Here is a 24,190-nt window from a genome sequence, read left to right as displayed (position 1 = left end):
AGCCAAGGACCCGACCTTCATGCCAGATCTCCGCTTCTCCGCCCGTCCGGCCAGCCGGACCGAGATCCCCCGCCCCAAGCGCGGCGAGGGTCAGTGGGCGCTCGGCTACACCGAGCCGCTGAACAAGAACGAGCAGTCCAAGAAGGACGACGACGCGCTCAACGTGCGCGACCGGATCCTGCACGTCTACTCCCGGCGCGGCTTCGCCTCGATCGACCCGGCGGACCTGCGTGGCCGCTTCCGCTGGATGGGCCTCTACACCCAGCGCGCCCCGGGGTTCGACGGTGGCAAGACCGCAATGCTCGAGGAGGAGGAGCTCGACGACGAGTTCTTCATGATGCGCGTGCGCACCGACGGAGCCCTGCTCGGCCACGACACCGTGCGCGCCCTCGGCACGATCGGGGTCGACTTCGGCCGCGACACCGCTGACGTCACCGACCGCGAGAACATCCAGTACCACTGGATCCGGATCGAGGACGTGCCGGAGATCTGGCAGCGTCTCGAGGACGCCGGGCTGTCGACGATGGAGGCCTGCGGTGACTCGCCGCGGCCGTTCCTTGGCTCGCCGGTCGCCGGCATCGCCGCCGACGAGATCATCGACGGCACCAGCGCGCTGGAGGAGATCTCGCGCCGCTACCTGGGCAACCCCGACTTCTCCAACCTGCCGCGCAAGTTCAAGACCGCACTGACCGGGCACCCCGGGCACGACGTCTCCCCCGAGACCAACGACGTGTCGTTCGTGGGCACCGTGCACCCCGAGCTCGGGCCGGGCTTCGACCTGTGGGTGGGCGGCGGCCTGTCCACCAACCCGATGCTGGCGCAGAAGGTCGGGGTGTGGATCCCGGTCGGCGAGGTCGCCGACGTCTGGGAGGGCGTGATCTCGATCTTCCGCGACTACGGCTACCGCCGGCTGCGCTCGCGCGCCCGGCTGAAGTTCCTGGTCGCCGACTGGGGCGTGGCGAAGTTCCGCGAGGTGCTCGAGAACGAGTACCTCCAGCGCCCGCTGGTCTCCTGCGACTCCCCCGCCTCGCCGGTGGGGCACCGCGACCACATCGGGGTCCACCCCCAGCAGGACGGCCGACGCTATGTCGGCATCGCACCCACGGTCGGCCGGGTCTCCGGCACGATGCTGGTCCAGCTGGCCGACCTGATGGAGCGGTACGCCGTGGCCGGCGCCCGGCTCACGCCGTACCAGAAGATCGTGCTGATCGGCGTCGAGCCCGACGTCGTCGATGACCTGCTGACCGCCCTGGACGAGATCGGGCTGACCGCCCGCCCCTCGAACTGGCGCCGCAACACGATGGCCTGCACCGGGATCGAGTTCTGCAAGCTGGCGATCGTCGACACCAAGAACCGGGCCCGCGACCTGGTCGCCGAGCTCGAGCGCCGCTTCCCCGACCTCGACGTGCCGATCACGGTCAACGTCAACGGCTGCCCGAACGCCTGCGCCCGCACCCAGGTCGCCGACATCGGCCTCAAGGGCCAGCTGGTGATGGACGGCGACCGCCAGGTCGAGGGTTTCCAGGTGCACCTGGGCGGAGCCACCGGCCTCGAGGCCAACTTCGGCCGCAAGCTGCGCGCCCACAAGGTCACCAGCGAGGGTCTCGACGACTACGTCACCGCGGTGGTCGGTAACTTCCTGGCCGAGCGTGCGGACGACGAGACCTTCGCGGCGTGGGTGGCGCGGGCCGACGAGGACCTGCTGCGTGGTGAGGGTCTCGACAAGCTCGAGCAGCGGAACCCGAGGGCGGTCGCGTCATGAGCGAGCGCGCGGTGCCGTTCCACTGCCCCTACTGCGGCGACCAGGACCTGCGACCCCACGAGGAGGGGCACGGGACCTGGGAGTGCCGCGCCTGCCTGCGGGCCTTCTCCCTGAAGATGCTCGGCCTGATCCGCCCGACCGGTGGCCTGCGATGACCTCCCTGCCCACCACCCGCGCCCGCAACTTCCGCGGCACCCACACCGATGGCCGCAGCCCCGAGGAGCTGCGCGAGCTGGTCTCGCACGTGGGTGCCGAGCTGGAGCTGGCCCCGGCCGAGAGCATCATCGAGTGGGCGGTCGCGACGTTCGGTGACCGTTTCGCGATCACCTCGTCGATGGGTGACGCCGTCCTCGCGCACGTGGCCTCGCGGGTCGCACCGGGCATCGACATCGTCTTCCTCGACACCGGCTACCACTTCGCCGAGACCATCGGCACCGCCGACGCCGTCGGCGCGACCATGCCGGTCAACCTGATCCCGATCACGCCGGTGCAGACCGTCGCCGAGCAGGACGCCGAGTACGGCGCCGAGCTCTACAAGCGCGACCCCGACCTGTGCTGCGCGCTGCGCAAGGTGCGGCCCCTGGCCGAGGCGCTGCACGAGTACGACGCGTGGGCCACCGGTCTGCGCCGCGCGGAGACCCACAACCGGGTGATCGCACCGGTGGTCGGCTGGGACGCCCGCAAGGGCAAGGTGAAGGTCTCGCCGTTGGCCCGCTGGAGCGACGACGACGTCGCCCGCTACATCGACGAGCACCAGGTGCTGGTCAACCCCCTCGTCTACGACGGCTACCCCTCCATCGGCTGTGCCCCCTGCACGCGCCGCGTCGCGCCCGGCGAGGACCCGCGCAGCGGCCGCTGGGCCGGCACCGCCAAGACCGAGTGCGGGATCCACTGATGACCCGCCCCGACTGCTTCTCCTTCCAGATCGACAGCGCCGTCGGTTGCCCCACCCCGGGAACGCGTCGCGTCCCCGACAACGAGAGGAGGCCACGCTGATGGCCGCTCCTGCACTGGTGGCCCTGGCTCACGGAAGCCGTGACCCGCGGTCCGCCTCGACGATCAAGGCCCTCGTCGCCGAGGTCAGGGCGCTGCGCCCCGACCTGCGCATCGAGACCGCGTTCCTCGACCTGTCCAAGCCGTCGCTGAACACGGTCGTGGACAAGCTGGCCCGTGCCCACGTCGAGGAAGTGGTCGTCGTACCCCTGCTCCTCACCGATGCCCACCACGCCCAGGTCGACGTGCCGGCCGCGGTCGCCGAGGCCGGCGCGCGACACGAGGGGATGCAGGTGCGCGCCACCTCGATCCTGGGTCTCGAGCCGTGCTTCCTCGAGGTGCTCGACGTCCGGATGCGCGAGGCCCTGAAGGCCGCCCGGGTGCTCGAGCTGGACGCCCTGGTCCTGGCCGCGGCGGGGTCCAGCGACCCCCTGGCGAACCAGTCGGTGGCCCGCCTGGCCCGGCTCTGGGGCGCCCACCACAAGCTCCCGGTCAGTGCGGCCTTCGCCTCGGCGGCGCCCCCGGCCACCGGCGAGGCCGTCCGCGCCTTCCGCAAGGAGGGCCGCCGTCACGTCGCGGTCGCCTCGCTGTTCCTCGCGCCGGGCTTCCTGCCCGACCGGGCAGCGGAGCTGGCCCGCGAGGCTGGCGCGGTCGCCGTCGCCGAGCCCCTGGGTGTCCATGAAGCGGTCGCGCGCACGATCCTGGCGCGGTACGCCGTCGGCGCGGTCGAGCTGGTCCCGGTCTAGGTCCCGGCTACGCCAGGGTCTGGCAGAGGTTCTCCACGGTGCTGCCGTCGCTCACGGTGAGCGTGCGGTGCCCGTCGGCGGCGAAGGACACCGTCGAGCCCACGCCGTTGACGACGTAGAAGCCGGTGGACGGCGAGTCGCCGGGGTGGAGCCCGACGGCGAAGTGCCCGCCGACGTCGGTCAGCGTGAAGCTGCCGTCCGGGAGGTACTCGAAGTCGCTGCGTCCGGTCAGGTTGCGGGTCACCGAGGCGCCGGTGTCGAGGTTGGTGTACTCGACGACGAGCCGGCCGGTGAACTCCTGGACCCTCGGGCTGCCGTCCGGGTACGTCTCGGTGGGCCGGTACCGCTCCTGGTCGGCCACCACGTGGCCCTGGAGCGGGAAGCTGCAGACAGCGCCTGCCGCCAGGGTGAAGTCGCTGCTGCGGTAGTCGGTCCACTGGGTGGCCGCACCCGCCGGCGCCGCCGCCAGCACGGCGGCCGCTCCCGCCGCGGCGATCCCGAGCCTCCACGTACGGATCTGCATGACTGATCTCTCCTCGTCGTCGACTGAGAGGTCCGTACCCACCCGCCCCGACGACATCCGGTGACGCTGCTCGTCCCGGTGGCACCTCGCTCGCCGACGGTGAGCCGGGCGCAAGGGCAGGTGGCCGCCTAACCGACCAGCCGCTCCAGCAGGTGGTCGAGCTGGCGGGCGGGGTCGCGGGTCATGCCTCCGTGCACCGGGCTCGACTGGAGGACCGTGCTGCGCGGTGCCTTGAGGAAGCCGAAGCGGGTGCCGGCCGGCTCCCGGGCCGCTGCGCCGCCGCGCTCGTCGCCGGCGCACACGCCCTCGACGAAGGCCAGGGCGTCGCAGACGGCATCGAGGTCCAGGCCGGGCGCAAGGGCGGCGAGCCGCTCACGGTCGACCCGCCAGGCCACGTCGAGGAAGCCGGCCTCCTCGCAGTAGAGGACCACCCCGACGTTGAGGAACTCCTCGCGGTCCACGCGCGGCACGCAACGCAGCACGACGTACTGGTAGGGCAGGCTCATGCGGCACTCGCCCCGGGCAGCCAGGCGCGGCTCGCCAGCCGGGCGGACAGGAAGGCGACGTAGGCCTCGCGCAGCGCGTCCGCGGTCTCGGTGCCGGGCACCGGCGTGAGCCACTCGTCGGGTACGTCGTCCACGACGGCTCGCAGGTCGGGCTCGGACAGCTCCACCGCGGCGTCCACCTCGGCGAGCCGGTCGACCGACGACGCGAACACGTGCCCGGTGACGTCCCACGGCTGAGCGGCGAACCGGGCCGGGTCGCCCACGCCGCCGGGCCAGCCGTGGTGGAAGTAGAGCGACGCACCGTGGTCGATCACCCAGACCTCGCCGTGCCAGAGCAGCAGGTTGGGGTTGCGCCAGGTGCGGTCGACGTTGGCCGTGAACGCGTCCAGCCAGAGGATCCGGGCAGCGACCTCGGCGGCCGCGGCCACCTCGCCGTCGTAGCCGAACGACCCCGGCAGGAAGTCGATGCCGAGGTTCAGCCCGGGGCTGGCGTTGAGGAGGTCCTGGACCTCCTCGTCCGCCTCGTAGCGAGCCAGCTGCGGGTCCAGGTCGAGCCCGACCAGCCGGGGGGTGCGCAGGCCGAGCCGGTCGGCCAGGCCGCTCGCGATCACCTCGGCCACCAGCACCCGCTCCCCCTGGCCGGCACCGCGGAACTTGCAGACGTAGGTGCCGAGGTCGTCGCCCTCGACCAGCCCGGGCAGGCTGCCGCCCTCACGGAGCGGGGTGACGTATCGGGTCACCGACACCCGGTCGATCACGCGACCGGAGCCTCGTCGAGCAGTCGGCGCCGCTGCTCGTCGACGTCGAAGTCGGCGGCCGGCCAGCGCAGCGCCATGCCGCGCAGGTGCTCGAGGAGCAGCCCGCCGATCACCAGGTTGCGGTACCACTTCTTGTCCGAGGGGACGACGTACCACGGCGCGACCTCGGTGTTGGTGCGCTCCAGGGCGATCTCGTACGCCGCGCGGTAGTCGCCCCAGTGCGCCCGCTCGTCGACGTCGGAGGGGTTGAACTTCCAGTACTTGTCCTCGTTGTCGAGCCGCGCCAGGAGCCGGGCCCGCTGCTCGTCGGCCGAGACGTGCAGCATGCACTTGACGATCACGACGCCCTCGGCGGCCAGCTCTGCCTCGAACTCGTTGATCTGGTCGTAGCGGCTCTCGATCGTCGCCGGCTCGGCCAGACCGTGCACCCGGACGATCAGCACGTCCTCGTAGTGGGAGCGGTCGAAGACCCCGATGTAGCCCGGCTGAGGCAGGGCGTTGCGGATCCGCCACAGGAAACGGTGCTTGCGCTCCTCCGCGGTGGGCGCCTTGAAGCTGGTGATCTTCACCCCTTGGGGGTCGACCAGACCGACGGTGTGGCGCAGCACCCCGCCCTTGCCCGAGGTGTCCATGCCCTGGAGCACCAGCAGCACCCGACGCCCGGACCCCGTCGTCCGCTCGGCGAAGAGCCGCTCCTGGAGGTCGGAGAGCTCGTCGCCCAGCGCGGCCAGGGCCTGCTTGCCGGACGACTTGCCGCCGTCGAAGCCGGACGTGTCGTCGGTCGTCAGGGCGCGGAGGTCGACCGGACCGGGCGGAAGCCGATGCAGATGGGGATCCATGCGCCCATCATGTCGGATCGTCGTCCGTGACCGAGCCCAGCTCGTCGCGCACGATGCGATAGGCGAGCCCGGGTGGGTAGCCCTTGCGGGCCAGCATCCCGACCAGGCGCCGGGTCGCGACCGCGGTGTCCAGATTGCGCATCGAGCGTGCCTTCTTGCGGACCAGCTCGTGCGCGGCCCGGGTCTCCAGGTCGGGATCGAGCTCGTCGAGGGCGGTGCGGGCGGTCTCGTCGTCGATCCCCTTGCGGCGCAGCTCCTGGGCGAGGGCACGCCGGGCAAGCCCACGGCTGCGCTGCCGGCTCTCCACCCAGGCCCGCGCGAACGCCTCGTCGTCGACCAGCCCCACCTCGCCGAACCGGTCGAGCAGCCGCTCGGCCAGCTCGTCGGGCACGTCACGCTTGGCGAGCTTGTCGCGCAGCTCCTGGCGGCTGCGGGCCTGACCGGTCAGGGCGTCGAGCAGGATCTTGCGGGCCACGGACTCCGGGTCGGCGTCGGGACCCAGCGCGACCCGGTCGGGCGGCGGGTCGACCGGGGGCTCCGACGGGGCACCGCCCGTCCAGGCGGCCACGCCCAAACCGACGTCGCCGGACCACCCCCCGGAGGTCCGGCGACGTCGAGACTCAGAAGTCGTCGACACCGATGGGCTCGTCGGAGAGCACCTCGGCGGCGGCCGGGGCGTCGACCTGCGGGCCGACCCCGAGCTTCTCCAGGATCCGCTTCTCGATCTCGTTGGCGAGGTCGGGGTTGTCCTTGAGGAAGGTGCGGGAGTTCTCCTTGCCCTGGCCGAGCTGGTCGCCCTCGTAGGTGTACCAGGCGCCGGCCTTGCGGACGATGCCCGCCTCGACGCCCACGTCGATCAGGCCGCCCTCGCGGCTGATCCCCTTGCCGTACATGATGTCGAACTCGGCCTGCTTGAACGGCGGAGCCACCTTGTTCTTGACGACCTTGACGCGGGTGCGGTTGCCGACCATGTCGGTGCCGTCCTTAAGCGTCTCGATGCGACGCACGTCGAGGCGGACCGAGGAGTAGAACTTCAGCGCGCGACCACCGGTGGTGGTCTCGGGCGAGCCGAACATCACCCCGATCTTCTCCCGGAGCTGGTTGATGAAGATCATCGTGGTGTTGGAGTTGTTGAGCGCACCGGTCATCTTGCGCAGGGCCTGGCTCATCAGCCGGGCCTGGAGGCCGACGTGGCTGTCGCCCATCTCGCCCTCGATCTCGGCGCGTGGCACGAGCGCGGCCACGGAGTCGATCACGATCAGGTCGAGCGCGCCCGAGCGGATCAGCATGTCGGCGATCTCGAGCGCCTGCTCACCGGAGTCGGGCTGGCTGACCAGCAGCGCGTCGGTGTCGACACCGAGGTTCTTCGCGTAGTCGGGGTCGAGGGCGTGCTCGGCGTCGATGAAGGCCACGATGCCGCCGGCCCGCTGGGCGTTGGCCACCGAGTGCAGGGCGACGGTCGTCTTGCCCGACGACTCCGGGCCGTAGATCTCCACGACCCTGCCGCGCGGCAGGCCGCCGAGGCCCAGCGCCACGTCGAGGGCGATCGAGCCGGTCGGGATCACCTCCAGGGGTGCCCGGGTCTCGTCGCCGAGGCGCATCACCGAGCCCTTGCCGAACTGCTTCTCGATCTGGGCGAGCGCGACGTCCAGCGCCTTCTCGCGGTCTCCACCAGCCATGTCTGTCCATCCTCTTCCGGGACCCTGTCCCGTCTCGCTGTGCTCGGTCTGTGCGTGATCTCGTCGTCCGGCCAGACGCTAGACCGGGCCACCGACAATGGGCAGGACGCGTGCTGCGGGCTGTGGAGAACCGTCCGGAGCCATCGGGTGCAGGACCCATCTAACCCGAACACGTGTTCGACCCGATGCCGACACGCCGACCCGGAAACCAGGTTGCGCGGCCCGACCCGCGGCGGGGACCGTGGCGGCGTGCCCACTCTCGTGATCCGTCCGGTCGATCCGCTCGACGACGCCGACATGGACGCCTTCCAGGAGGTGTACGCCGCTGCTGAGCGAGCCGAGGATCCCGACACCCCGCTGTACTCCCGCGAGGACGCCGTGGCGATGCTCAGCTCTCGTGACGGCGGCTACCGCTGGGACGGCTTCGGGGCCTTCCTCGGGGACACCATGGTCGGTGAGTCCCTGGTCACCGGAGACAGCCGGGCCGACGTCCGCACCGCCCGGCTGTGGATCTGGGTCGATCCGCACCACGCCCGCCGCGGGGTCGGCACCCAGCTGGTCGCCCACGGCGAGCAGCAGCTCCGCTCCTGGGGCCGCGCCGTCTGCCAGGCCCAGACCCGGATCGGGGCGGACCGGTCGGGGCCGAACCGTCGCTTCGCCGAGCGTCTCGGCTACACCCTGGTGAACACCGAGGTCGAGCGTCGACTCGCCCTGCCTGCCGACCCGACCCTGCTCGAGCGGCTGGCGGCCGACGCGGCGCCCCACCACACGGCGTACGACGTCCGGGTCGTCGTGGGACCGGTGCCGCCGGACCTGGCCCCGTCGTACGTCGCTCTCAAGAACCGACTCTCCCTCGAGGCGCCCAGCGGAGAGCTCGACGTCGAGGCCGGCCAGGACACCGTCGCCGAGCTGGCCGCCCAGGACCGCGACCTGAGGGCGTCCGGGCGCACCCGGGTGGGCGCCTACGCCCTCGATGGCTCCGGTGAGGTCGTCGGCTACGCCGTCGCAGCGGCCAGCGCCGACGGGGCCGACCACGTGGACCAGTGGGGCACGCTGGTCCACCCCGCGCACCGAGGACACCGCCTCGGCATGGCCGTGAAGTGCGCTCAGCTGCGCGCGATCGGCGAGCGCTTCCCGACCAAGCGCCTGATCACCACCACGAACGCCGAGACGAACAGGCAGATGGTGGCGATCAACGAGGCTCTGGGCTTCGAGGTCCGGGAGATCGTGGGCGACTTCCAGAAGCAGCTGACGGATCCCGAGACGCCCGGCCACGGCGCCGATCCTCGCTAGATTGCCGTCGTGCTCGTCGCCTTCGTCTCCTTCACCCTGGCGTCGGTCCTGATCGTCCTGCTCCCCGGGCCCGACAGCCTGGTCGTGGTGCGCGGTCTCGTGCGCGGGGGCCGCGCGGGCGGCGCCCGGACCGCAGCCGGAGTGCTCTGCGGGCTGGTGGTCTGGATCGTCGCCACCGCCCTGGGCCTCTCGGCCCTCCTGCGCGCCAGCCAGGTCGGCTACGACGTGCTGAAGATCGCCGGAGCCTGCTACCTGCTCTGGATCGGCGCGCGCTCCCTGCTGTCGGTACGCCGTACCCAGGCCGAGGTCGCGGTCGAGGGCGACGGTCCGATGGCGCCGGCCCCGATGCTCGGCGGCTCGGGCTTCGGGGCGGGCTTCCTGACCGACATCCTCAACCCGAAGGTCGGCGTCTTCTTCGTCAGCTTCCTGCCGGGCTTCGTGCCGGGCGGCTACTCGGTCGGCTGGACGACGCTCGCCCTCGGCGCGTGGTTCGCGGTGCTGACCGCGCTCTACTTCGTCGGCCTGATCGCCCTGTCGGCGACGGTCTCCGCGTGGATGGTCGCTCCGCGGATCCGGCGCCGGCTCGACACCCTGACCGGGCTCGTGCTGGTCGGCTTCGGTCTCCGGCTGGCCACCGAGGGCTGAGGCCCCGTCAACGCTCGGACGCGGGCAGCCCGAGCGCCCGCCAGACCGCGGCCCAGACCTGCTTGGGAGGCTCCCCGGCTGCCAGCGCCTCGGTGGCGGTGCGCCCGCCGAGGTCACCGATCACGAACTGCTCGGCCCAGGCCCGCGCGTACGCCGGCCCCAGCGCGGCGTCCATCCGGGACCAGAACTCGGTGTGCCTCACTGGCGTGTCGCCAACACCTCGAGCCAGCGCTCCCCGCGCAGCCCGTCGCCGTGGCCGATGTGCTCGACCGACCACCCGGCCGCGGAGACCGCCTCGCGCAGCGGACCCTCCTGCCAGTAGGTGAAGAACCGCGGTGCCGCGATGCTGCCGTGCACCGACCAGCTCTCCCCGTCTCCCTCCTTCAGCGACGCGTAGAGCAGCCCGCCGGCGCGGGTGGCTCCGGCGAGCCGACCCAGCACGGTGGTCAGGTCGTCGCGGTCGACGTGCAGCAGACAGGCGCCTGCCCACACCGCGTCGTACGGCGTGCCGGGGACGGCCGGGTCGGACAGGTCGTCGGTGAGCGGGTCGACGACGTCGGCGTCGTGACCGGACCGGCGGAGCAGGTCCACGAAGGCCGGGGTCACGTCGGTACGGCGCACCGAGAGACCTGCTTCCTCCAGCGCCCTGGCGTCACGTCCGGGACCGCTGCCGATCTCGAGCACCCTCGCCCCGGGAGGCAGCACCGCGGCGAAGCGGCTGACGGCCGTGGCCACGGGCACCGGCAGGTCCGGAGTGCCCGCGCGGTAGTCGGCGGCGAAGGCGTCGTAGGCACGCACCGTGGCCGCCCGCGCCGCGGCGCGCACGTCGTGCAGGTGGTGGACCACGTCGTGCAGGTGGTAGCGCCCCAGCGACTCCACGGTGAACTCGCTGCCGTCGCTGCGCAGGCCCCGCCGGTGCCACGAGAGCGGGGGCACGGACGCGTAGAGGTCGCCGACCGCGTAGGCCGCGGCCACCAGCGTGGGGCCGATGATGGAAGGCATCTGGCTGGCGTAGCGCTTCTCGAGCGCGGTCTCGTCCTGGTCCCAGTTGGCGAAGTGCGGGGTGTCCTCGACCAGCATCGAGGAGACCCGGTCGTGGAAGATCTGGTGGACGTCGTGCACGTGGCAGGCGTACTCCAGGGTGGACCAGCGGTGCGGCAGCGTGCGCTCCGCCGCGCTCGGGTCGGCCAGCAGGGCCAGCCACACCTGCGCATTGGCCCGGAAGGCGTGCGGCAGGTCGTGTCGTTCGACGGTGGAGACGTCGAGCCCGCACTCTTCGCAGCGGCGCCCGAGCACCCACGTCCAGTCCTTGGTGTCGGGCTCCAAGAGGCCCTCCTTGCTGGTCACGCGCTCCATCTTCGCATCCGTCGCCGTCACGGCGACAACCGCGCAGATTGCTCAGCCCGGCAGCGGCTGCCAGGTGAGGGCCGCACCCGGCCGCCCCGTGACGAAGCGGATCTGCACCGGGTCCCCGCCTCCGTCGGCTCGCTGCACCGCGGCCCGGTGGTGCTCGGCGAGGACCGCGAGCGTCGTACCGTCCGGAGACCAGGCGAGGTCCGGGGAGAATCCCGAGCACACGCAGCGGCCGTCGCCGATCAGGGCACGGAGGCGCGAGCCGTCGGGGTCCATGGTCACCACACGCAGGCGGTAGCCGGTGATCGGCGGCGGGCTGGTGGGCGGGTCGGGGGTGGCGGTCAGCACGGCCAGCCGCCGGCCGGTCGGCGACCAGCGCACGAGGAGCACCCGGGTCGCGCCGGAGTGGCCGCCCGGGTAGCGCGTCTGCAGGCCGAGCACCTCGGTCGCGTCGGTCCCGTCGGCACTGACCGTGAAGATCCCCGAGTGGCCCTGCCCGGCGTTGGCGAGGTAGGCCAGCCGGCTCGAGTCGGGCGCCCAGGTCAGCGAGAGCACGGCTCCGGCCTGGGGAGCCGGGAAGGTGGTCAGCTCTCCGCTGCCCGCGTCGACCAGGCCGAGCGCGCCGTCCTCGACCGGAGCGGCTGCGAACGACCTGCCGTCCGGTGACCAGGCGATCTGCTGGCACGAGGGGCAGGCGACCCGGTGCGAGGCTCCGGTGGCGACCCGCGTGATCCGGATCCAGCCCCGGTCGAGCACCGCGATCCGGGACCCGTCGGGCGACCAGGTCGGCGACGAGTCCGGCGTCAGCGGCGGCACGTGCAGGTCGCGCACGTGCGCGACTCCCCCACCGCCGACCCCGACCAGTACGCCGTTGGCGTGCAGGTCTGCTGCCGGCAGACCGGGACCGCGGCCGCCTCCCGTCGACGACGTACCTCCTCCGGGAAGGCCCCGGTCGGGGCCCAGTCGGCCGGGCGCCGCGGCCGGGTCGGGGTGCGACCGGACCGCCGCGACGACGATCGCCGCCCCCACGAGTACGACGCCGGTGACGGCCAGCGCCACGGCGCGCCGCCGGCGCCGGGTGCGCGGGTCAGGGGGCGGGCTCCCGACGTAGATGACGTCGGAGCCCGGCTCCTGGTACCGCACCGGCTGACGCGCCATGACCTAGATGGTTCGACGGTCGGGGACGGTTGGCAAGGGCTCAGGCCGGCAAGGTGACCAGGAACCGGCAGCCAGGCTCGTGGTTGTCGACCGCGACCTGCCCCAGGTGGGCCTCCACGATCCCCTTCACGATGGCCAGGCCGAGCCCCGCACCGGCTCCGCCGATCGGGGCGTCGAGCGCCCCGGGCGTCCGCGCCGCACTCCCCTGCCAGGCCACGTCGAAGACCCGGTGCATGTCCTCCGGTGCCATGCCGCCGCACCCGTCGGTGACCGTGAGCTCCACCCCCTCCGGCACGGCTCGCCCGTGCACCTCGACCACCCCGTCGGCCGGGGTGTGCCGGATCGCGTTCATCAGCAGGTTGGACACCACCCGCGACAGGCCGGCGGGGTCGGCGGTGACCAGGACGCCCTCGTCGACCATCCCGCCGAGGCGGACCCCCTGGGCCCGGGCCACGGAGTCGGCGCTGGCCAGCGCCTCGCTCACGACGTCGCCGAGGGCCACGGGCTGCGGGCTGAGCTTCATCACGCCCGCGTGGATCCGCGAGAGCTCGAAGAGGTCGTCGACCATCCGGACCATCCGCTCGACCTCGGCGCGCATCTGGGCGTGGTAGCGGCTCGGGTCGTCGGCCAGCCCGTCCTCCAGCGCCTCGGTCATCGCGCGGAGGCCCGCCAGCGGCGTGCGCAGGTCGTGGGAGACCCAGGAGACCAGCTCGCGTCGCGACTGCTCCAGCGCCACCTCGCGGTCCCGCGACTGCGCGAGGCGTTCGCTGGTGCGCCGCAGCTCCTCGGAGAGCTCGGCGAACTCGGCCGGCCCGCTCCGCGAAGGTGGGAAGGAGCCGTGGTCGCCGAACCGCCGTGCCTCCTCCTGGAGGTTGCGCGACCAGCCGGCGAGCGCACTGCCGACGGCCAGCGCGAAGACCAGGGCGACCAGGCCGGCGACGGTCGCGACCAGCGCGACGACACCGAGGTCGTGACGCGACAGGAACATCGCCCGGGCGGTCGCCAGCGTGCCGGCCAGCACAGCGGCCACCGCGACCGCGGCGACGCCCACGGTCAGCCAGCGCACCGAGGCGCGCCGGCCGAGCCAGAGCAGCACGCCGCCGACCACACCCACACCGCCGGACCAGGCCGCCGTGGTCCAGATGATGGTGAGCTGGTCGGAGGTCATGTCGCGGACTCCCAGCGGTAGCCCACGCCCCACACCGTCGCCAGCCGCACCGGATGGGTCGGGTCTCGCTCGATCTTCTCGCGCAGGCGGCGTACGTGCACGGTGACGGTGGACTGGTCACCGAACGACCAGCCCCAGACCTTCGCGAGCAGCTCCTCCCGCGAGAACGCCTGCCCGGGGTGGGACAGGAAGAACCGCAGCAGGTCGAACTCGCGCGCCGTCAGCGACAGCCGCTCCCCGGCCAGGCTGACCGTGTGCTCGGTCGAGTCGACCACGAGGTCGCCGTCGCTGACCGCGCCGCGGACACCGCCTCCGGCGCGTTCGCCGGCACGCCGGAGCACCGACTCGACACGGAGCACGAGCTCGCGGGGGCTGAACGGCTTGGTCACGTAGTCGTCGGCACCGTGCTCGAGCCCGACCACGCGGTCGGTCTCCGAGCCGAGAGCGGTCAGCATGATCACCGGCAGGTCGTCGCCGCCGGCCCGGATCCGCTGGCAGACCTCCAGCCCGTCGATCCCGGGCAGCATCAGGTCGAGCACCAGCAGGTCGGCCGGCTCGGCCCGCAGCAGCGACAGCGCCGCCTCGCCGTCGGCAGCCTCCTCCACGTCGTACCCCGCGGCGCGGAGGTAGGTGACCACCACCTCGCGCACGGTCACGTCGTCATCGACCACGAGCACCCTGGCCATCGTCACCTCCCGCTGACCGGCCCACCGGCCGGCGTCGTCCGCGACCGGCGTACGACGACAGCAGTATCCCGGCCAGCACCGCCACGAGCACCACGGCGACGAGGGCGAACCAGCCGAGCCAGTAGTGCCGGTCGAGCAGCGTGGGGTTGTCGGCGCGGGCGCCGAAGCGGCCGAGCTCGGGGATCGCGAGCAGGGTGGTCGGGACCAGGACGACCAGCGCGACCACCACCGGCGCCAACCGGTCGCGGGGCACGAGCCGCAGCGCCACGAAGGCGGCAGCCAGGGTCAGCCCGGCGAAGACCCCGTCGTGGAGCACCACCCCGCCCACCAGCCACTGGATCGTGTCCCAGGTGTTGGCCCAGCCGAGGTCCAGCAGCCGCAGCGCGCCGTACGCCGCCATCGCGACGCCGACCACGGCCGCGGCGACCCGCACCGACGCGGTCATGTGGTCACGTCCAGCCGGGCGACCCACTTGGTCTGGAGCACGCCGGGTCGATCCGGCGCGATCAGGCGGCAGGGGAAGCCGTGGTCCAGCGAGAGGGTCTCGCCGTGGAGCCGCAGGGCGAGCAGGGTGTGCGGGTGGTCGGAGAAGTTCGGCTCGAGCGTGCTGACCCGCTCGCCGCCGGACTCCTGGAGCGACGTGACGGTCACGTGGCTGCCGCCGGGTGCGCCGACCAGGTCGAGCAGGTGACGCACGGGGACGCCCGTCCAGGTCGCCCCGGCGCTCCAGCCCTCGACGCACGCGATCGGCAGCGACGCCGTCGTCTGTGGCATCGCCCGCAGGTCGGCGAGGGTGAGCGCGACCTGGTTGGCGCCGTACACCACCGTCAGCCGGTACGACGGGCTGGTGGCGGCCGCGACGACCTTGCGGTAGGCGGCACTGTGGTTGATCGGCACGCCGGCCGGACCGTCTCCGGAGCGCACGCCGAGCACCGAGACCCGGCGCAGCCACGGGACGGTGGCGCCCGCGGTCGCCAGCACCGCCACCCCGGTCGCGGCCCAGGTGGTGCGCAGGAGCCCGCGCCTGGTCATCACCCCGGGGCCCGCTGCCATCGTGGCGCGGTCCTGGGTCGTGCTCTCGACGTCGGCGCCGAGCGCCGCCCGGATCACCGGCAGCTTGACCGCGATGTGCACGAGCAGCGCGCCGATCGCGACCCAGGCGAGCGCGTAGTGGGTGGGCCGGAAGTTGAAGGTCCAGGGATACCACTGGGCCGCGTTGGCCAGACCTGTCGCGAGCTGGAAGATCGCGGCTGCGACCAGCACGGCGATCGACACCCGCTCCAGGCCGTGCAGGACGAGGTCGCGCCGGTCGCGCGGCGGCCGGGCGAGCAGCTTGGGGAAGACCGTCCAGAGCTTGACCAGCAGCAGGGGCACGGCGGCGGTCCCCGAGACGACGTGCAGCCCTTGGGTGACGCGGTAGCCCCAGGCCGGGCTGGTCGGGAACGCCAGCCACGGCGACGGCGTCTGGGCCCAATGGCTGACCAGACCGGTGACGAAGGCGAGCCCGAAGGCGATGCCGAGCCAGAGGCCGATCCGCGCCGTCACCGCGGGGCTCCGCAGCCACGAGGTGAAGTCCTCCTCGGCGGGCAGCCGCGGCCGCAGCCGGGTGCTCATCGTCCCCTCGTCAGGACCGCGAAGCAGCGGCCGCCCGAGCGGTGTGGCGTCGTGCGACGCAGGCCGGCCGCCGCAGCCACGGCCTCGATCGCGTCGGCGCCGACCATGGTCCACGGGAAGGAGCGGCTCCGGCCGTGCACGGTCTCGAGCCGGACCTGCCGGGTGCGGACGCCGGTGCCGTGCGGCGCGACGTCGACCACCACCCGCCCCTGGGGGGCGATCAGCTCGGCCGCGCGGGTGAGCAGGGCGACCGGGTCCCCGCCGATGCCGATGTTGCCGTCGGCGAGCAGGGCGGTCTCCCAGCGTCCCTCGCCGGGCAGCGGGCAAAAGACGTCGCGGACCAGCGCGGGGGCTCCGCGGTCGCGGCTCTGGCGGACGGCCTCGCCGACCACGTCGATGCCCAGCACGGCCTCCCCGCGCCGGGCCAGGGCCTCGGTGAGCCGGCCGGGTCCGCAGCCGATGTCGAGGGTCGCGCCGGTGCAGTGCTCCAGCAGGGCGTGGTCATCGGCGTCCGCGGCGCGCCGCCACGCCTCGACGGGCAGGCTCCGGGGCGCCCGGTCGGCCTCCCAGACCGTGCAGGCGTGGCCGCGCAGCGCGGAGGCGAACACGTGCGCCGCCGAGGTCTCCGGCATGACCGTCATCGACCCACCTCGCGCCAGGTCCGCAGGAAGTGGCCGTCGGTGAGCCCGGCGGCCACGAGCCGGGCGTCGGCGACCTCGTCGACGTCGGTCAGCTCGGCCGCCAGCCGGACCGTCTGGCCCACGGCCTCGAGCGCCTCGCGGGTCCGGAGGCCGGTGTCGTCGCGCGACATCGGCACCTCGGCCAGCACGGATCCCGCGGCGGGATCGCTGAGCGCCAGCACCCACCAGCCACCGTCGGTGGCCGGTCCGAGCACGGCGTCACCGTCGGCCGCCGCGTCGCGAACGGCGTGCAGGTGCGCGACGGTGACCTGCGGCGTGTCCATGCTCAGCTGCAGGGTGGCGCCGGGGCCGGCGGCGTCGAGGTGCGCGGCGGCCAGCCGTTCGCCGAGACCCGACCCGCGCTGGGGATGGACGGTCCACCCGGCCAGCTGCGCGCGGATCAGCTCACCCTGGCAGGCCTCCGCCAGGTCGCCGTCCAGCGCGAGGTGGCAGTCGTCGAACGCCTCGGCGCAAACCGCCATCGTGTCCAGCAGCGCCGCCGCCGCCAGCCGCGCCGCGACCTCCATGCCGAGGTGGACGCCCAGACGGGTCTTCACGGTGCCGGGCACGGGTGCCTTGGCCATCACCAGCGCCCTCACGAGGTCTCGACCTCGGCGGTGGCCAGCACCTTCCAGAAGTCGCGGGCGGTGCGCGTCGTCCCGCGCAGCGAGCCGCTCACCTTGGAGGTCGTGCCGGCGGCCCGCGGCCGGTAGCTCACGTCGTACTCCGTGAGCCGCCAGCCGGCCAGCGTGGCCTTGCGGAGCAGCTCGAGCGGGTAGCCGAAGCGACGGTCCGCGACCGCGAGGTCGAGCAGGTCCCGGCGCCGGCACACCCGCATCGGGGCCAGGTCGTGAACCGGGAAGCCGACCGAGCGGCGCAGCCACCAGACCACGGCTGCGTTGCCGGCCCGGGCGTGCCAGGGCCAGACGCCGCGGGCGACGGGCCGGCGTCGGCCCAGGGCCAGGTCGCAGCGGCCGGAGGTGACTGCGGCCAGCAGCTGCGGGAGCTCGGCCGGGTCGAACGAGCCGTCACCGTCCATCACCGCGACCCACTCCGAGGTCGCCGCCTCGACGCCGGCGTGGACGGCGGCGCCGTACCCCGGCCTCGGCTCGGTGACCACACGTGCGCCGCACGCCCGGGCGACCCCGGCGGTGCCGTCGGTGGAGCCGTTGTCGACCACGATCACCGCGAAGCCGTGCGGGACCTCGGCGAGCAGCGCCGGCAGCGCCCCTGCCTCGTCGCGGCAGGGCAGCACCAGGTCGCAGACAGCGGACTCCTCCATGGGGTTCACCGTAGGAGTTCGGAAGCACGGACCGGGGCGGATGGCGCCTTACGGAGTCCTGACGTCCGCCGGGTCCACCCGTCCGTACGCCGTGTCGGCGCCCGCAGCGCCCTAGCCTTGCCATGTGCCGGCCACCCGCTCCTCCCGTGCGGCCTGGGCGGGGCTGGCGATCGCGGTGCTGCTGGTCGCCGCCGCGGTCGTGGTGCCGCCGCTGGGGCACTGGAAGGTGCAGGCCAGCCTGCACACGCTGCGACCCTTCGCGCCGCTCGCGGGCTGGGTCGACCCTCGCGTCGGCCCCGGCACACCGTTCGCCGTGCTCCTGGCGGCGCTCGGGGTGATCTGGGGGTTCGGCCTCGCCCGGCGCCTGGCCTGGCGGCCGCTGCTCGTCACGACGTACGTCGTCACCGCCGCCTGGACCCTGTCGCTGGCGTTCGTCGACGGCTCGTCCGGGCTGACCAGCGAGATCGTGAACCGCAACGAATACCTCCTGACCGCCCGCCAGGTCCACGACGTACCCGCGCTCCTGGCGGGTTTCGTGGCCCGGATCCCGGCCGGCGTACCGGGCAGCTGGCCGACCCACGTCGCCGGGCACCCACCTGGCGCGCTGCTGCTGTTCGTCGGTCTGGTGCACCTCGGTCTGGGCAGCGCCTTCGCGGCCGCCCTCGTGGTCACCCTGCTCGGGTGTACGACACCGGTCGCGGTGCTGGTCGCGCTCCGACGGCTCGGGGCCGAGGACGTCGGACGACGGGTCGCCCCGTTCCTCGTGCTGGCCCCGGCGGCGATCTGGGTCGGGGTCTCGGCGGACGGGGTCTTCGCGGCCGTGGCCGCCTGGGGGCTGGTGGCGGTGGCGTACGCCGCCACCTCGGCGCGTCGCGGGCCGGCCACGGTCTGGGCCCTGGTGGGTGGTCTGCTGCTCGGCTGCTGCCTGCTGCTGTCCTACGGCCTCCTGCTGCTCGCGCCGTTGGTGCTCGCGGTGCTCCTCGTCACGCGACGCTGGTCGCCGCTCCCGGCGATCGCGGTCGGAGCCGCCGTCCCGGTCCTGGTCATGGCCGCTCTCGGCTTCCGGCTGTGGGCCGCGTACCCGGTGCTGAACGACCGTTACTGGGCCGGCATCGCCGCGGGCCGACCGGCGGCGTACTGGTTCTGGGGCGACCTCGCCGCACTGGTGATCAGCGCCGGCCCCGCCCTGGGTGCCGGCCTCGGCTCACTCCTCGCGGCCGGTCGGCGCTCGCCGCGCGTCGTGCGGATCATGGTCGCGGCCGCCGCCGCGTCGGTCCTGCTCGCGGACGCCTCGCGGATGAGCAAGGCCGAGGTCGAGCGGATCTGGCTGCCGTTCGTGCCGTGGCTGCTGCTGGTCACCACCTGCCTGCCCGAGCGCTGGCGACGGCCGATGCTCGCGCTCCAGGTCGTGATGGCGCTGCTGGTGCAGCACCTCGTGCTCACGAACTGGTGATCAGGCGCGCAACGGGTCGGTGGCGAACCGGGCCAGTCCGTCGGTCGGTGGCACGGCCGCCCGGAAGCCGAGGTCCGCAGCCGCCCGCGCCGGCGAGGCGACGATGTGCCGGACGTCCCCGAGGCGGTACTCCCCCGTCACCTCGGGTTCGGGGCCGCTGCTCGCGGCCGCGACCAAGCGGGCGACCTCGAGGATCGAGACCGGGAGCCCCGAGCAGACGTTGTACGCCGCGACCGCACCTGGAGGTGCCGCGACCACCGCGTCGAGGGCGAGCAGGTTGGCCCGGGCGACGTCGTCGACGTGCACGAAGTCGCGCATCTGGCCGCCGTCCTCGAAGACCCGCGGCGCCACTCCCCGCTCCAGCGAGGAGCGGAACATCGCCGCCACCCCGGAGTACGGCGTGTCCCGCGGCATGCCGGGGCCGTAGACGTTGTGGTAGCGCAGGGCGACCACCGAGCCCCCCGCCTGCCGGGCCCAGGCGGACGCGTAGTGCTCCTGGGCGAGCTTGCTGGCCGCGTAGCTGCTGCGCGGGTCGAGCCGGGCACCCTCGTCGACGAGGTCCCAGCCGAGCGGCTCGCCACCGACCGGGCAGATGTTGTCGAAGCTTCCGGCCCGCAGGTCCGCCTCGGCCCGCGGTCCGGGCACCTGGGGGCCGTGCGTGGCGCACGAGTAGCGCCCCTCGCCGTACACCACCATCGAGGAGGCGAGCACCAGCCGGCCGACGCCGGCCTCGTGCAGGGCGGCGAGGAGCGCCGCGGTGCCGAGGTCGTTGTGCGAGGCGTACGACGGGAGGTCGGCCACCCGGACGCCCAGCCCGACCAGGGCCGCCTGGTGGCAGACGGCGTCGACGCCGGTGATCAGCTCGGTCCAGGCCGGGGCGTCGCGGACGTCGAGGCGGTGGGTGCCGGGCGGGGTGTCGACGCTGCCGTGCGCGTCGGCGAGCATCAGGTCCACCCGGACCACCTCGTCGCCACGAGCGGTCAGGGCGCGGTCGATGGCCGAGCCGATGAAGCCGGCTGAGCCGGTGAGCAGGACCTTCACGGGATCTCGTAGGTGAGCTCGATGCCGTCGGCCCAGGTGTGGCAGCTGCACCCGTCGGGGTCGGGAAGGTCGGCGATCACCCCGGCCAGCAGGGCCTTGAGCCGCTCGGTGTTGGCTGCGAACAGCGCGAACACCTCCTCCTGCCGGACGCCCGCGCCGCCTTCGACGCCGGCGTCCATGTCGGTGACCAGCGCGATCGCGCCCAGGCACATCCGCAGCTCCCGGGCCAGGGCGGCCTCCGGGGCACCCGTCATGTTGATCAGCGACCATCCGCGCGAGGCGTAGTCCTGGGACTCGGCGCGGGTCGAGAACCGAGGGCCGTCGATGACGACCATCGTGCCCCCGTGGCTCACGCCCTCGGCGCCGGCCAGCGCCCGAGAGAGCCGCGGGCAGTAGGGATCGGCGAACGGCAGGTGCACCGCGCCGTGCTCGACGTAGGTGCGTGCGCGACCGGAGGTGCGGTCGACCAGCTGGTCGGGCACCACGAGGTCACCCGGCGCGACCTCGGCCCGCAGGCCACCGACCGCGTACGGGGCGAGCACCTGGCGCACGCCTAGCGACCGCAGTGCCCAGAGGTTGGCCCGGTAGTCGACCAGGTGCGGCGGGAGCTCGTGATGCCGGCCGTGCCGGGGCAGGAACGCGACTCGGCGCCCGCCGACCTCTCCGACGGCGACCGGCGCCGAGGGCTCGCCGTACGGCGTCTCGACCGGCACCTGCACCGCGTCGTCGATGAAGGAGTAGAAGCCGCTGCCGCCGATCACGGCCACGTCTGCGCGAGGGGTCACGGCGGTCAACCTAACGCGAGCCGTGTCAGGCTGAGTGCCACCAGTCCCGTCCCCCCGGAGATCTCATGCGCCTCTCGAGCCTGTGGGCCGCCCTCGCCGCGCTGGTCCTGGCCCTGCCGGTCGTGGCCCACGCCGCCCCTCCTCCCCACCCACGTGCGACCCAGGTCGCGCCGCGCTCGGACCGCTGGGAGGCCCGGGTGCTGGAGCTGACCAACCGCCGCCGCGCCGCGCACGGCCGCTCGCCGCTGAAGGCGGCTGCCTGCCCCGACGGGTTCGCCGAGCCGTGGACCCGGCACCTGGCCACCCAGCAGGTCCTGGAGCACCAGGACCTCACGCCGATGCTGTCGTGCCCCCACACCTCGGCCGCCGGCGAGAACATCGCCTACGGCTACGAGACCCCGCGGGCGCTGGTCAGCGCGTGGATGCACTCCGCCGGCCACCGGGCCAACATCCTCAGCCCGGACTTCCACCGGATCGGCATCGCGGGCTGGCGGGCGACCAGCGGCCAGACCTACGCCACCCAGGACTTCGTCGGCTGACGCTGGTCAGGTCATCGGCTAGGTCAGCAACAGGGTTTCGAGACGACGGCGTACGACGAGCAGGCCGAGCAAGCCCATCGCGACGAGGTAGACTACCGACACCCCGGACTCCCAGGTGATCACCCCGGTGGTCAGCTCCCTGCAGAGCACCACCCCGCGGTAGAGCGGGGTCGCCTCGACCACCCAGCGAAGCACCCCGTGGAACGCCGTGACCGGGAAGAACGTGCCCGAGAACAGGAACAGCGGGAGCTGGACCAGGAGCACCTTGTCGAAGTCCTGCCAGGAGGTCATGTAGGTGGTCAGCCCCATGCAGACGGCGCTGAACGCGAAGCCGATCAGCAGCGTGGCCGGGAACGCCAGCACCGCCCACCACGAGTGCACCAAACCCAGCGCCCACATCACCAGCAGGAACGCGACGGAGTACGACGCGCCCCGCAGCTGGCCCCAGATGATCTCGCCCCGGGCGATGTCGGAGGTCGTCAGCGGCGTGGCCAGCATCTGGTCGTAGAGCTTCTCGTACTTCAGCTTGAAGAAGACGTTGAAGGTCGAGTCCATCAGCGCGCCGTTGAACGCCGAGGCGGCGAGCATGCCGGGCGCCACGAACTCGGCGTAGGGGATCGTGTGGCCGCCGACCTCGAAGGAGTGGATCAGCTTGCCGACCCCGATCCCGATCGAGAACAGGTAGAAGACCGGCTCCAGGAAGCCGGTCACGAAGAGCTTCCACTGCCGCCGGTAGGTGACGTAGTTGCGCAGGACCAGCAGGCCGGTCCCCTCCCACGGGCGCAGCGGCGAGGAGTGGGGCGACGACTCGGCCGGCGACTGGGCCGGCACGGACGCGGCGCTCACGTGGCCATCCTCCGCTCGAGCATCCGGATCGCCAGCCACCAGCCGCTGACCAGCACCACGACGAGCACCACGACGTTGACCAGCGCGGTCGAGCCGTCGACCCGGTCGAGGCAGAGCATCCGGGTGAGGTTCACGCCGTGCCACAGCGGCGTCACCTTCGCGACCCCCTCGAGCACGGTGCCGAGGTTGCTGACCGGGAAGAACGACCCGGAGAACAGGAACAGCGGCACCAGCCCCAGCCGGTAGATCAGCCCGAAGGCGTCGGGGCCGTCGATGAAGGCGCTGAACGCGAAAGTCCACGTGCCGAACGCCATCCCGACGAGCATCGTCGAGAGCCAGGCGAGGACCGGACCCCACCAGGTCGCGAACACCCCGAACGGCGCCATCACCAGGAAGTAGACGCCGCAGGTCGAGCCGACCCGGAACAGCGTGAACACCAGCATCGCGTTGGCGAGGTCGCGGACCTCCAACGGGCTGGCCATCTGCGCCCAGAAGCTCTTGTGCCACTTGATCGCAGCCATCACCGGGTAGGTCGTCTCGGAGACCGCCGTCTGCATCGCCTGGGCCGCGATCAGCCCGGGCACGATGAAGGCGAGGTACGACGTCGCGCCCTCGAGCCGGCCGGGTGAGACGTGGACGAACGTGCCGAGGAGGACTCCCATGGCCAGCACGTAGAGCAGCGGCGCAACGAACGAGCTGATCACCGACGACTTCCAGGTGCGCCGGTAGACCGTCCAGAAGTAGTCGAACTGACGGGCGGTCCCCTGCCACGGCGAGAGCCGGCGGTCGTCGCGGACGATCTCGGTGGTCGCCATCAGTCGACCAGCGTCCGGCCGGTCAGCCGCAGGAACACGTCTTCCAGCGTCGAGCGGCGCACCAGCGTGGCGACCGGCCGGAGCCCGCGCTCGTGGACCTGCTCGAGGACCCGCTCGCCGTTGTCGCTGTAGACCAGGAGCCGGTCGGGCAGCACCTCGACCCGGTCGCCGAGATCGGCGATCTTCTCGGCCGTCGCGTCGTGGTCGCCCACCGGGAAGCGCAGCTCGGCGACCTCGCGGGTGGAGTGCTCGCGGATCAAGTCGAGCGGCGAGCCCTCGGCTGCGATGACACCGCGGTCCATCACCACGAGCCGGTCGCAGAGCTGCTCCGCCTCGTCCATGTAGTGGGTGGTGATCACCAGCGTCACGCCCTGCTGCTTGAGCCGGAACAGGCGGTCCCAGAGCACGTGCCGGGCCTGGGGGTCCAGCCCCGTCGTGGGCTCGTCGAGGAGCAGGATCTCGGGCCGGTTGATCAGGGAGCGGGCGATCGTGAGCCGGCGCTTCATGCCGCCGGAGAGGCCCTCGACCTTCGACGAGCGCTTCTCGGTGAGCTGGACGAAGTCGAGCAGCTCCTCGGCCCGCTCCCGCACCTCACGCTTGGGGATGCCGAAGTAGCGGCCGTAGATGTAGAGGTTGTCGAAGACGTTGAGCTCGTTGTCGAGGGTGTCCTCCTGCGGGCACACACCGAGACGCGAGCGGATCGCCGGGCCGTGCTCGGCCGGGTCCATCCCGAGGATCCGCAGCTCTCCCCCGCTGACCGGCGAGACCGCGGCGATCATCCGCATCGTCGAGGACTTGCCCGCGCCGTTGGGGCCGAGGAAGCCGAACGCCTCGCCCCGTCGTACGTCGATGTCGATGCCCTTGACCGCCTCGACGACCTCGCCGGACTTGGCCGTGAACGACTTGCGCAGGTCGCGGGCCCGGATCATCGCTTCGCTGGACACACGCCCGACCCTAGGCACGACCACCGACAGGAGGACAATCCTCTGTGGCACCGCCAAACCTCGGGACCCGGTCGTGCGTCCT

29 protein-coding genes are annotated in these 24,190 nt (G+C 72.8%); 8 read left to right on the top strand and 21 right to left on the bottom strand.

Annotated elements, in window-relative coordinates:
- Nucleotides 1-19 precede the first annotated feature (19 nt).
- The 4 genes from E3N83_RS03545 (at nucleotide 20) to E3N83_RS03535 (ending at nucleotide 3,501) form a co-directional block, all read left to right on the top strand.
- Entirely contained in the window at nucleotides 20-1,762 is a 1,743-nt protein-coding gene (locus tag E3N83_RS03545; RefSeq protein ID WP_151082005.1) for a nitrite/sulfite reductase, read from the top strand.
- Nucleotides 1,759-1,917, top strand: coding sequence for a hypothetical protein (locus tag E3N83_RS19415; protein ID WP_191907930.1), 159 nt, complete (start codon nucleotides 1,759-1,761; stop codon nucleotides 1,915-1,917). The genes E3N83_RS03545 and E3N83_RS19415 overlap by 4 nt, the downstream gene beginning before the upstream one ends.
- Nucleotides 1,914-2,657 (top strand): phosphoadenylyl-sulfate reductase, encoded by a 744-nt coding sequence (locus E3N83_RS03540; protein WP_151082004.1) that lies wholly within the window; start codon nucleotides 1,914-1,916, stop codon nucleotides 2,655-2,657. The genes E3N83_RS19415 and E3N83_RS03540 overlap by 4 nt, the downstream gene beginning before the upstream one ends.
- A gap of 100 nt (nucleotides 2,658-2,757) precedes the next feature.
- The gene (locus E3N83_RS03535) at nucleotides 2,758-3,501 is read left to right on the top strand and encodes a sirohydrochlorin chelatase (RefSeq protein ID WP_151082003.1); all 744 of its coding nucleotides are present in this window, start codon (nucleotides 2,758-2,760) and stop codon (nucleotides 3,499-3,501) included.
- Nucleotides 3,502-3,508: 7 nt separating this feature from the next.
- On the opposite strand, the gene E3N83_RS03530 is transcribed toward E3N83_RS03535, so the two are convergent.
- The 6 genes from E3N83_RS03530 to recA form a co-directional block, all read right to left on the bottom strand.
- Entirely contained in the window at nucleotides 3,509-4,024 is a 516-nt protein-coding gene (locus E3N83_RS03530) for a hypothetical protein (RefSeq protein ID WP_151082002.1), read from the bottom strand.
- 128 nt (nucleotides 4,025-4,152) lie between these two features.
- Nucleotides 4,153-4,530, bottom strand: a complete 378-nt coding sequence (locus E3N83_RS03525) for a DUF3037 domain-containing protein (protein ID WP_151082001.1) — start codon at nucleotides 4,528-4,530, stop codon at nucleotides 4,153-4,155.
- A complete protein-coding gene (locus E3N83_RS03520) occupies nucleotides 4,527-5,288 on the bottom strand; it encodes a HipA family kinase (RefSeq protein ID WP_151082000.1) in 762 nt (253 codons plus the stop codon). Before E3N83_RS03520 ends, E3N83_RS03525 begins: the two co-directional genes overlap by 4 nt.
- Nucleotides 5,285-6,127, bottom strand: a complete 843-nt coding sequence (locus E3N83_RS03515) for a PPK2 family polyphosphate kinase (protein WP_151081999.1) — start codon at nucleotides 6,125-6,127, stop codon at nucleotides 5,285-5,287. The genes E3N83_RS03520 and E3N83_RS03515 overlap by 4 nt, the downstream gene beginning before the upstream one ends.
- A gap of 7 nt (nucleotides 6,128-6,134) precedes the next feature.
- Nucleotides 6,135-6,695, bottom strand: a complete 561-nt coding sequence (locus tag E3N83_RS03510) for a regulatory protein RecX (RefSeq protein WP_238343047.1) — start codon at nucleotides 6,693-6,695, stop codon at nucleotides 6,135-6,137.
- A gap of 52 nt (nucleotides 6,696-6,747) precedes the next feature.
- Entirely contained in the window at nucleotides 6,748-7,806 is a 1,059-nt protein-coding gene (gene recA / locus E3N83_RS03505) for a recombinase RecA (RefSeq protein ID WP_151081998.1), read from the bottom strand.
- Nucleotides 7,807-8,055: 249 nt separating this feature from the next.
- Here recA and E3N83_RS03500 point away from each other — a divergent pair, with 249 nt between their 5' ends.
- A complete protein-coding gene (locus tag E3N83_RS03500; protein ID WP_151081997.1) occupies nucleotides 8,056-9,099 on the top strand; it encodes a GNAT family N-acetyltransferase in 1,044 nt (347 codons plus the stop codon).
- A 9-nt stretch (nucleotides 9,100-9,108) separates the two neighbouring features.
- Nucleotides 9,109-9,744, top strand: coding sequence for a LysE family translocator (locus tag E3N83_RS03495; protein WP_151081996.1), 636 nt, complete (start codon nucleotides 9,109-9,111; stop codon nucleotides 9,742-9,744).
- 7 nt (nucleotides 9,745-9,751) lie between these two features.
- Here E3N83_RS03495 and E3N83_RS03490 read toward each other — a convergent pair whose 3' ends face one another.
- Genes E3N83_RS03490 through E3N83_RS03445 form a run of 10 tightly spaced genes read right to left on the bottom strand, consistent with a single transcriptional unit; the run spans nucleotide 9,752 to nucleotide 17,685 of the window.
- Nucleotides 9,752-9,946 (bottom strand): DUF3046 domain-containing protein, encoded by a 195-nt coding sequence (locus E3N83_RS03490; protein ID WP_151081995.1) that lies wholly within the window; start codon nucleotides 9,944-9,946, stop codon nucleotides 9,752-9,754.
- Entirely contained in the window at nucleotides 9,943-11,100 is a 1,158-nt protein-coding gene (locus tag E3N83_RS03485; protein WP_151081994.1) for a class I SAM-dependent methyltransferase, read from the bottom strand. Before E3N83_RS03485 ends, E3N83_RS03490 begins: the two co-directional genes overlap by 4 nt.
- Nucleotides 11,101-11,142: 42 nt before the next feature.
- Entirely contained in the window at nucleotides 11,143-12,255 is a 1,113-nt protein-coding gene (locus E3N83_RS03480) for an LpqB family beta-propeller domain-containing protein (protein ID WP_151081993.1), read from the bottom strand.
- A gap of 40 nt (nucleotides 12,256-12,295) precedes the next feature.
- Nucleotides 12,296-13,423: a sensor histidine kinase gene (locus E3N83_RS03475; protein ID WP_151081992.1), complete on the bottom strand. Its 1,128-nt coding sequence runs from the start codon at nucleotides 13,421-13,423 to the stop codon at nucleotides 12,296-12,298.
- Nucleotides 13,420-14,109 carry a response regulator transcription factor gene (locus E3N83_RS03470; RefSeq protein ID WP_151081991.1) on the bottom strand — a complete coding sequence of 230 codons (690 nt, stop codon included), beginning with the start codon at nucleotides 14,107-14,109 and terminating at the stop codon, nucleotides 13,420-13,422. Before E3N83_RS03470 ends, E3N83_RS03475 begins: the two co-directional genes overlap by 4 nt.
- Nucleotides 14,084-14,554, bottom strand: a complete 471-nt coding sequence (locus E3N83_RS03465) for a hypothetical protein (protein ID WP_151081990.1) — start codon at nucleotides 14,552-14,554, stop codon at nucleotides 14,084-14,086. Before E3N83_RS03465 ends, E3N83_RS03470 begins: the two co-directional genes overlap by 26 nt.
- Entirely contained in the window at nucleotides 14,551-15,723 is a 1,173-nt protein-coding gene (locus E3N83_RS03460; RefSeq protein WP_151081989.1) for a molybdopterin-dependent oxidoreductase, read from the bottom strand. The genes E3N83_RS03465 and E3N83_RS03460 overlap by 4 nt, the downstream gene beginning before the upstream one ends.
- The gene (locus E3N83_RS03455) at nucleotides 15,720-16,364 is read right to left on the bottom strand and encodes a methyltransferase domain-containing protein (protein WP_238343046.1); all 645 of its coding nucleotides are present in this window, start codon (nucleotides 16,362-16,364) and stop codon (nucleotides 15,720-15,722) included. Before E3N83_RS03455 ends, E3N83_RS03460 begins: the two co-directional genes overlap by 4 nt.
- The gene (locus tag E3N83_RS03450; protein ID WP_151081988.1) at nucleotides 16,361-16,987 is read right to left on the bottom strand and encodes a TIGR04282 family arsenosugar biosynthesis glycosyltransferase; all 627 of its coding nucleotides are present in this window, start codon (nucleotides 16,985-16,987) and stop codon (nucleotides 16,361-16,363) included. Before E3N83_RS03450 ends, E3N83_RS03455 begins: the two co-directional genes overlap by 4 nt.
- 11 nt (nucleotides 16,988-16,998) lie before the next feature.
- Nucleotides 16,999-17,685, bottom strand: a complete 687-nt coding sequence (locus E3N83_RS03445; protein ID WP_151081987.1) for a glycosyltransferase family 2 protein — start codon at nucleotides 17,683-17,685, stop codon at nucleotides 16,999-17,001.
- Between the two features lie 124 nt (nucleotides 17,686-17,809).
- On the opposite strand from E3N83_RS03445, the gene E3N83_RS03435 reads away from it, so the two are divergent.
- A complete protein-coding gene (locus E3N83_RS03435) occupies nucleotides 17,810-19,138 on the top strand; it encodes a hypothetical protein (protein ID WP_202879310.1) in 1,329 nt (442 codons plus the stop codon).
- Here the strand turns inward: E3N83_RS03435 and E3N83_RS03430 are convergent, their stop codons facing one another.
- Nucleotides 19,139-20,179 carry an NAD-dependent epimerase/dehydratase family protein gene (locus E3N83_RS03430; protein ID WP_151081984.1) on the bottom strand — a complete coding sequence of 347 codons (1,041 nt, stop codon included), beginning with the start codon at nucleotides 20,177-20,179 and terminating at the stop codon, nucleotides 19,139-19,141.
- The gene (locus tag E3N83_RS03425) at nucleotides 20,176-20,964 is read right to left on the bottom strand and encodes an S-methyl-5'-thioadenosine phosphorylase (protein WP_151081983.1); all 789 of its coding nucleotides are present in this window, start codon (nucleotides 20,962-20,964) and stop codon (nucleotides 20,176-20,178) included. The genes E3N83_RS03430 and E3N83_RS03425 overlap by 4 nt, the downstream gene beginning before the upstream one ends.
- A 65-nt stretch (nucleotides 20,965-21,029) precedes the next feature.
- Between E3N83_RS03425 and E3N83_RS03420 the strand changes: the two genes are divergently transcribed.
- Nucleotides 21,030-21,503: a CAP domain-containing protein gene (locus E3N83_RS03420; RefSeq protein WP_151081982.1), complete on the top strand. Its 474-nt coding sequence runs from the start codon at nucleotides 21,030-21,032 to the stop codon at nucleotides 21,501-21,503.
- An 18-nt stretch (nucleotides 21,504-21,521) separates the two neighbouring features.
- Here E3N83_RS03420 and E3N83_RS03415 read toward each other — a convergent pair whose 3' ends face one another.
- From E3N83_RS03415 to E3N83_RS03405, 3 genes are read right to left on the bottom strand one after another with little or no spacing between them, the layout of a single operon-like run.
- Complete coding sequence (locus E3N83_RS03415) at nucleotides 21,522-22,349, bottom strand: ABC transporter permease (protein ID WP_238343045.1); 828 nt, start codon at nucleotides 22,347-22,349, stop codon at nucleotides 21,522-21,524.
- Entirely contained in the window at nucleotides 22,346-23,164 is an 819-nt protein-coding gene (locus E3N83_RS03410) for an ABC transporter permease (RefSeq protein WP_151081981.1), read from the bottom strand. The genes E3N83_RS03415 and E3N83_RS03410 overlap by 4 nt, the downstream gene beginning before the upstream one ends.
- Nucleotides 23,164-24,108: an ABC transporter ATP-binding protein gene (locus tag E3N83_RS03405; RefSeq protein ID WP_238343044.1), complete on the bottom strand. Its 945-nt coding sequence runs from the start codon at nucleotides 24,106-24,108 to the stop codon at nucleotides 23,164-23,166. The genes E3N83_RS03410 and E3N83_RS03405 overlap by 1 nt, the downstream gene beginning before the upstream one ends.
- Between the last annotated feature and the right edge of the window lie 82 nt (nucleotides 24,109-24,190).

It is taken from the genome of Nocardioides cynanchi (assembly GCF_008761635.1).
GTDB lineage: Bacteria > Actinomycetota > Actinomycetes > Propionibacteriales > Nocardioidaceae > Nocardioides > Nocardioides cynanchi.
This window is presented reverse-complemented; position numbering and strand designations above follow the sequence as displayed.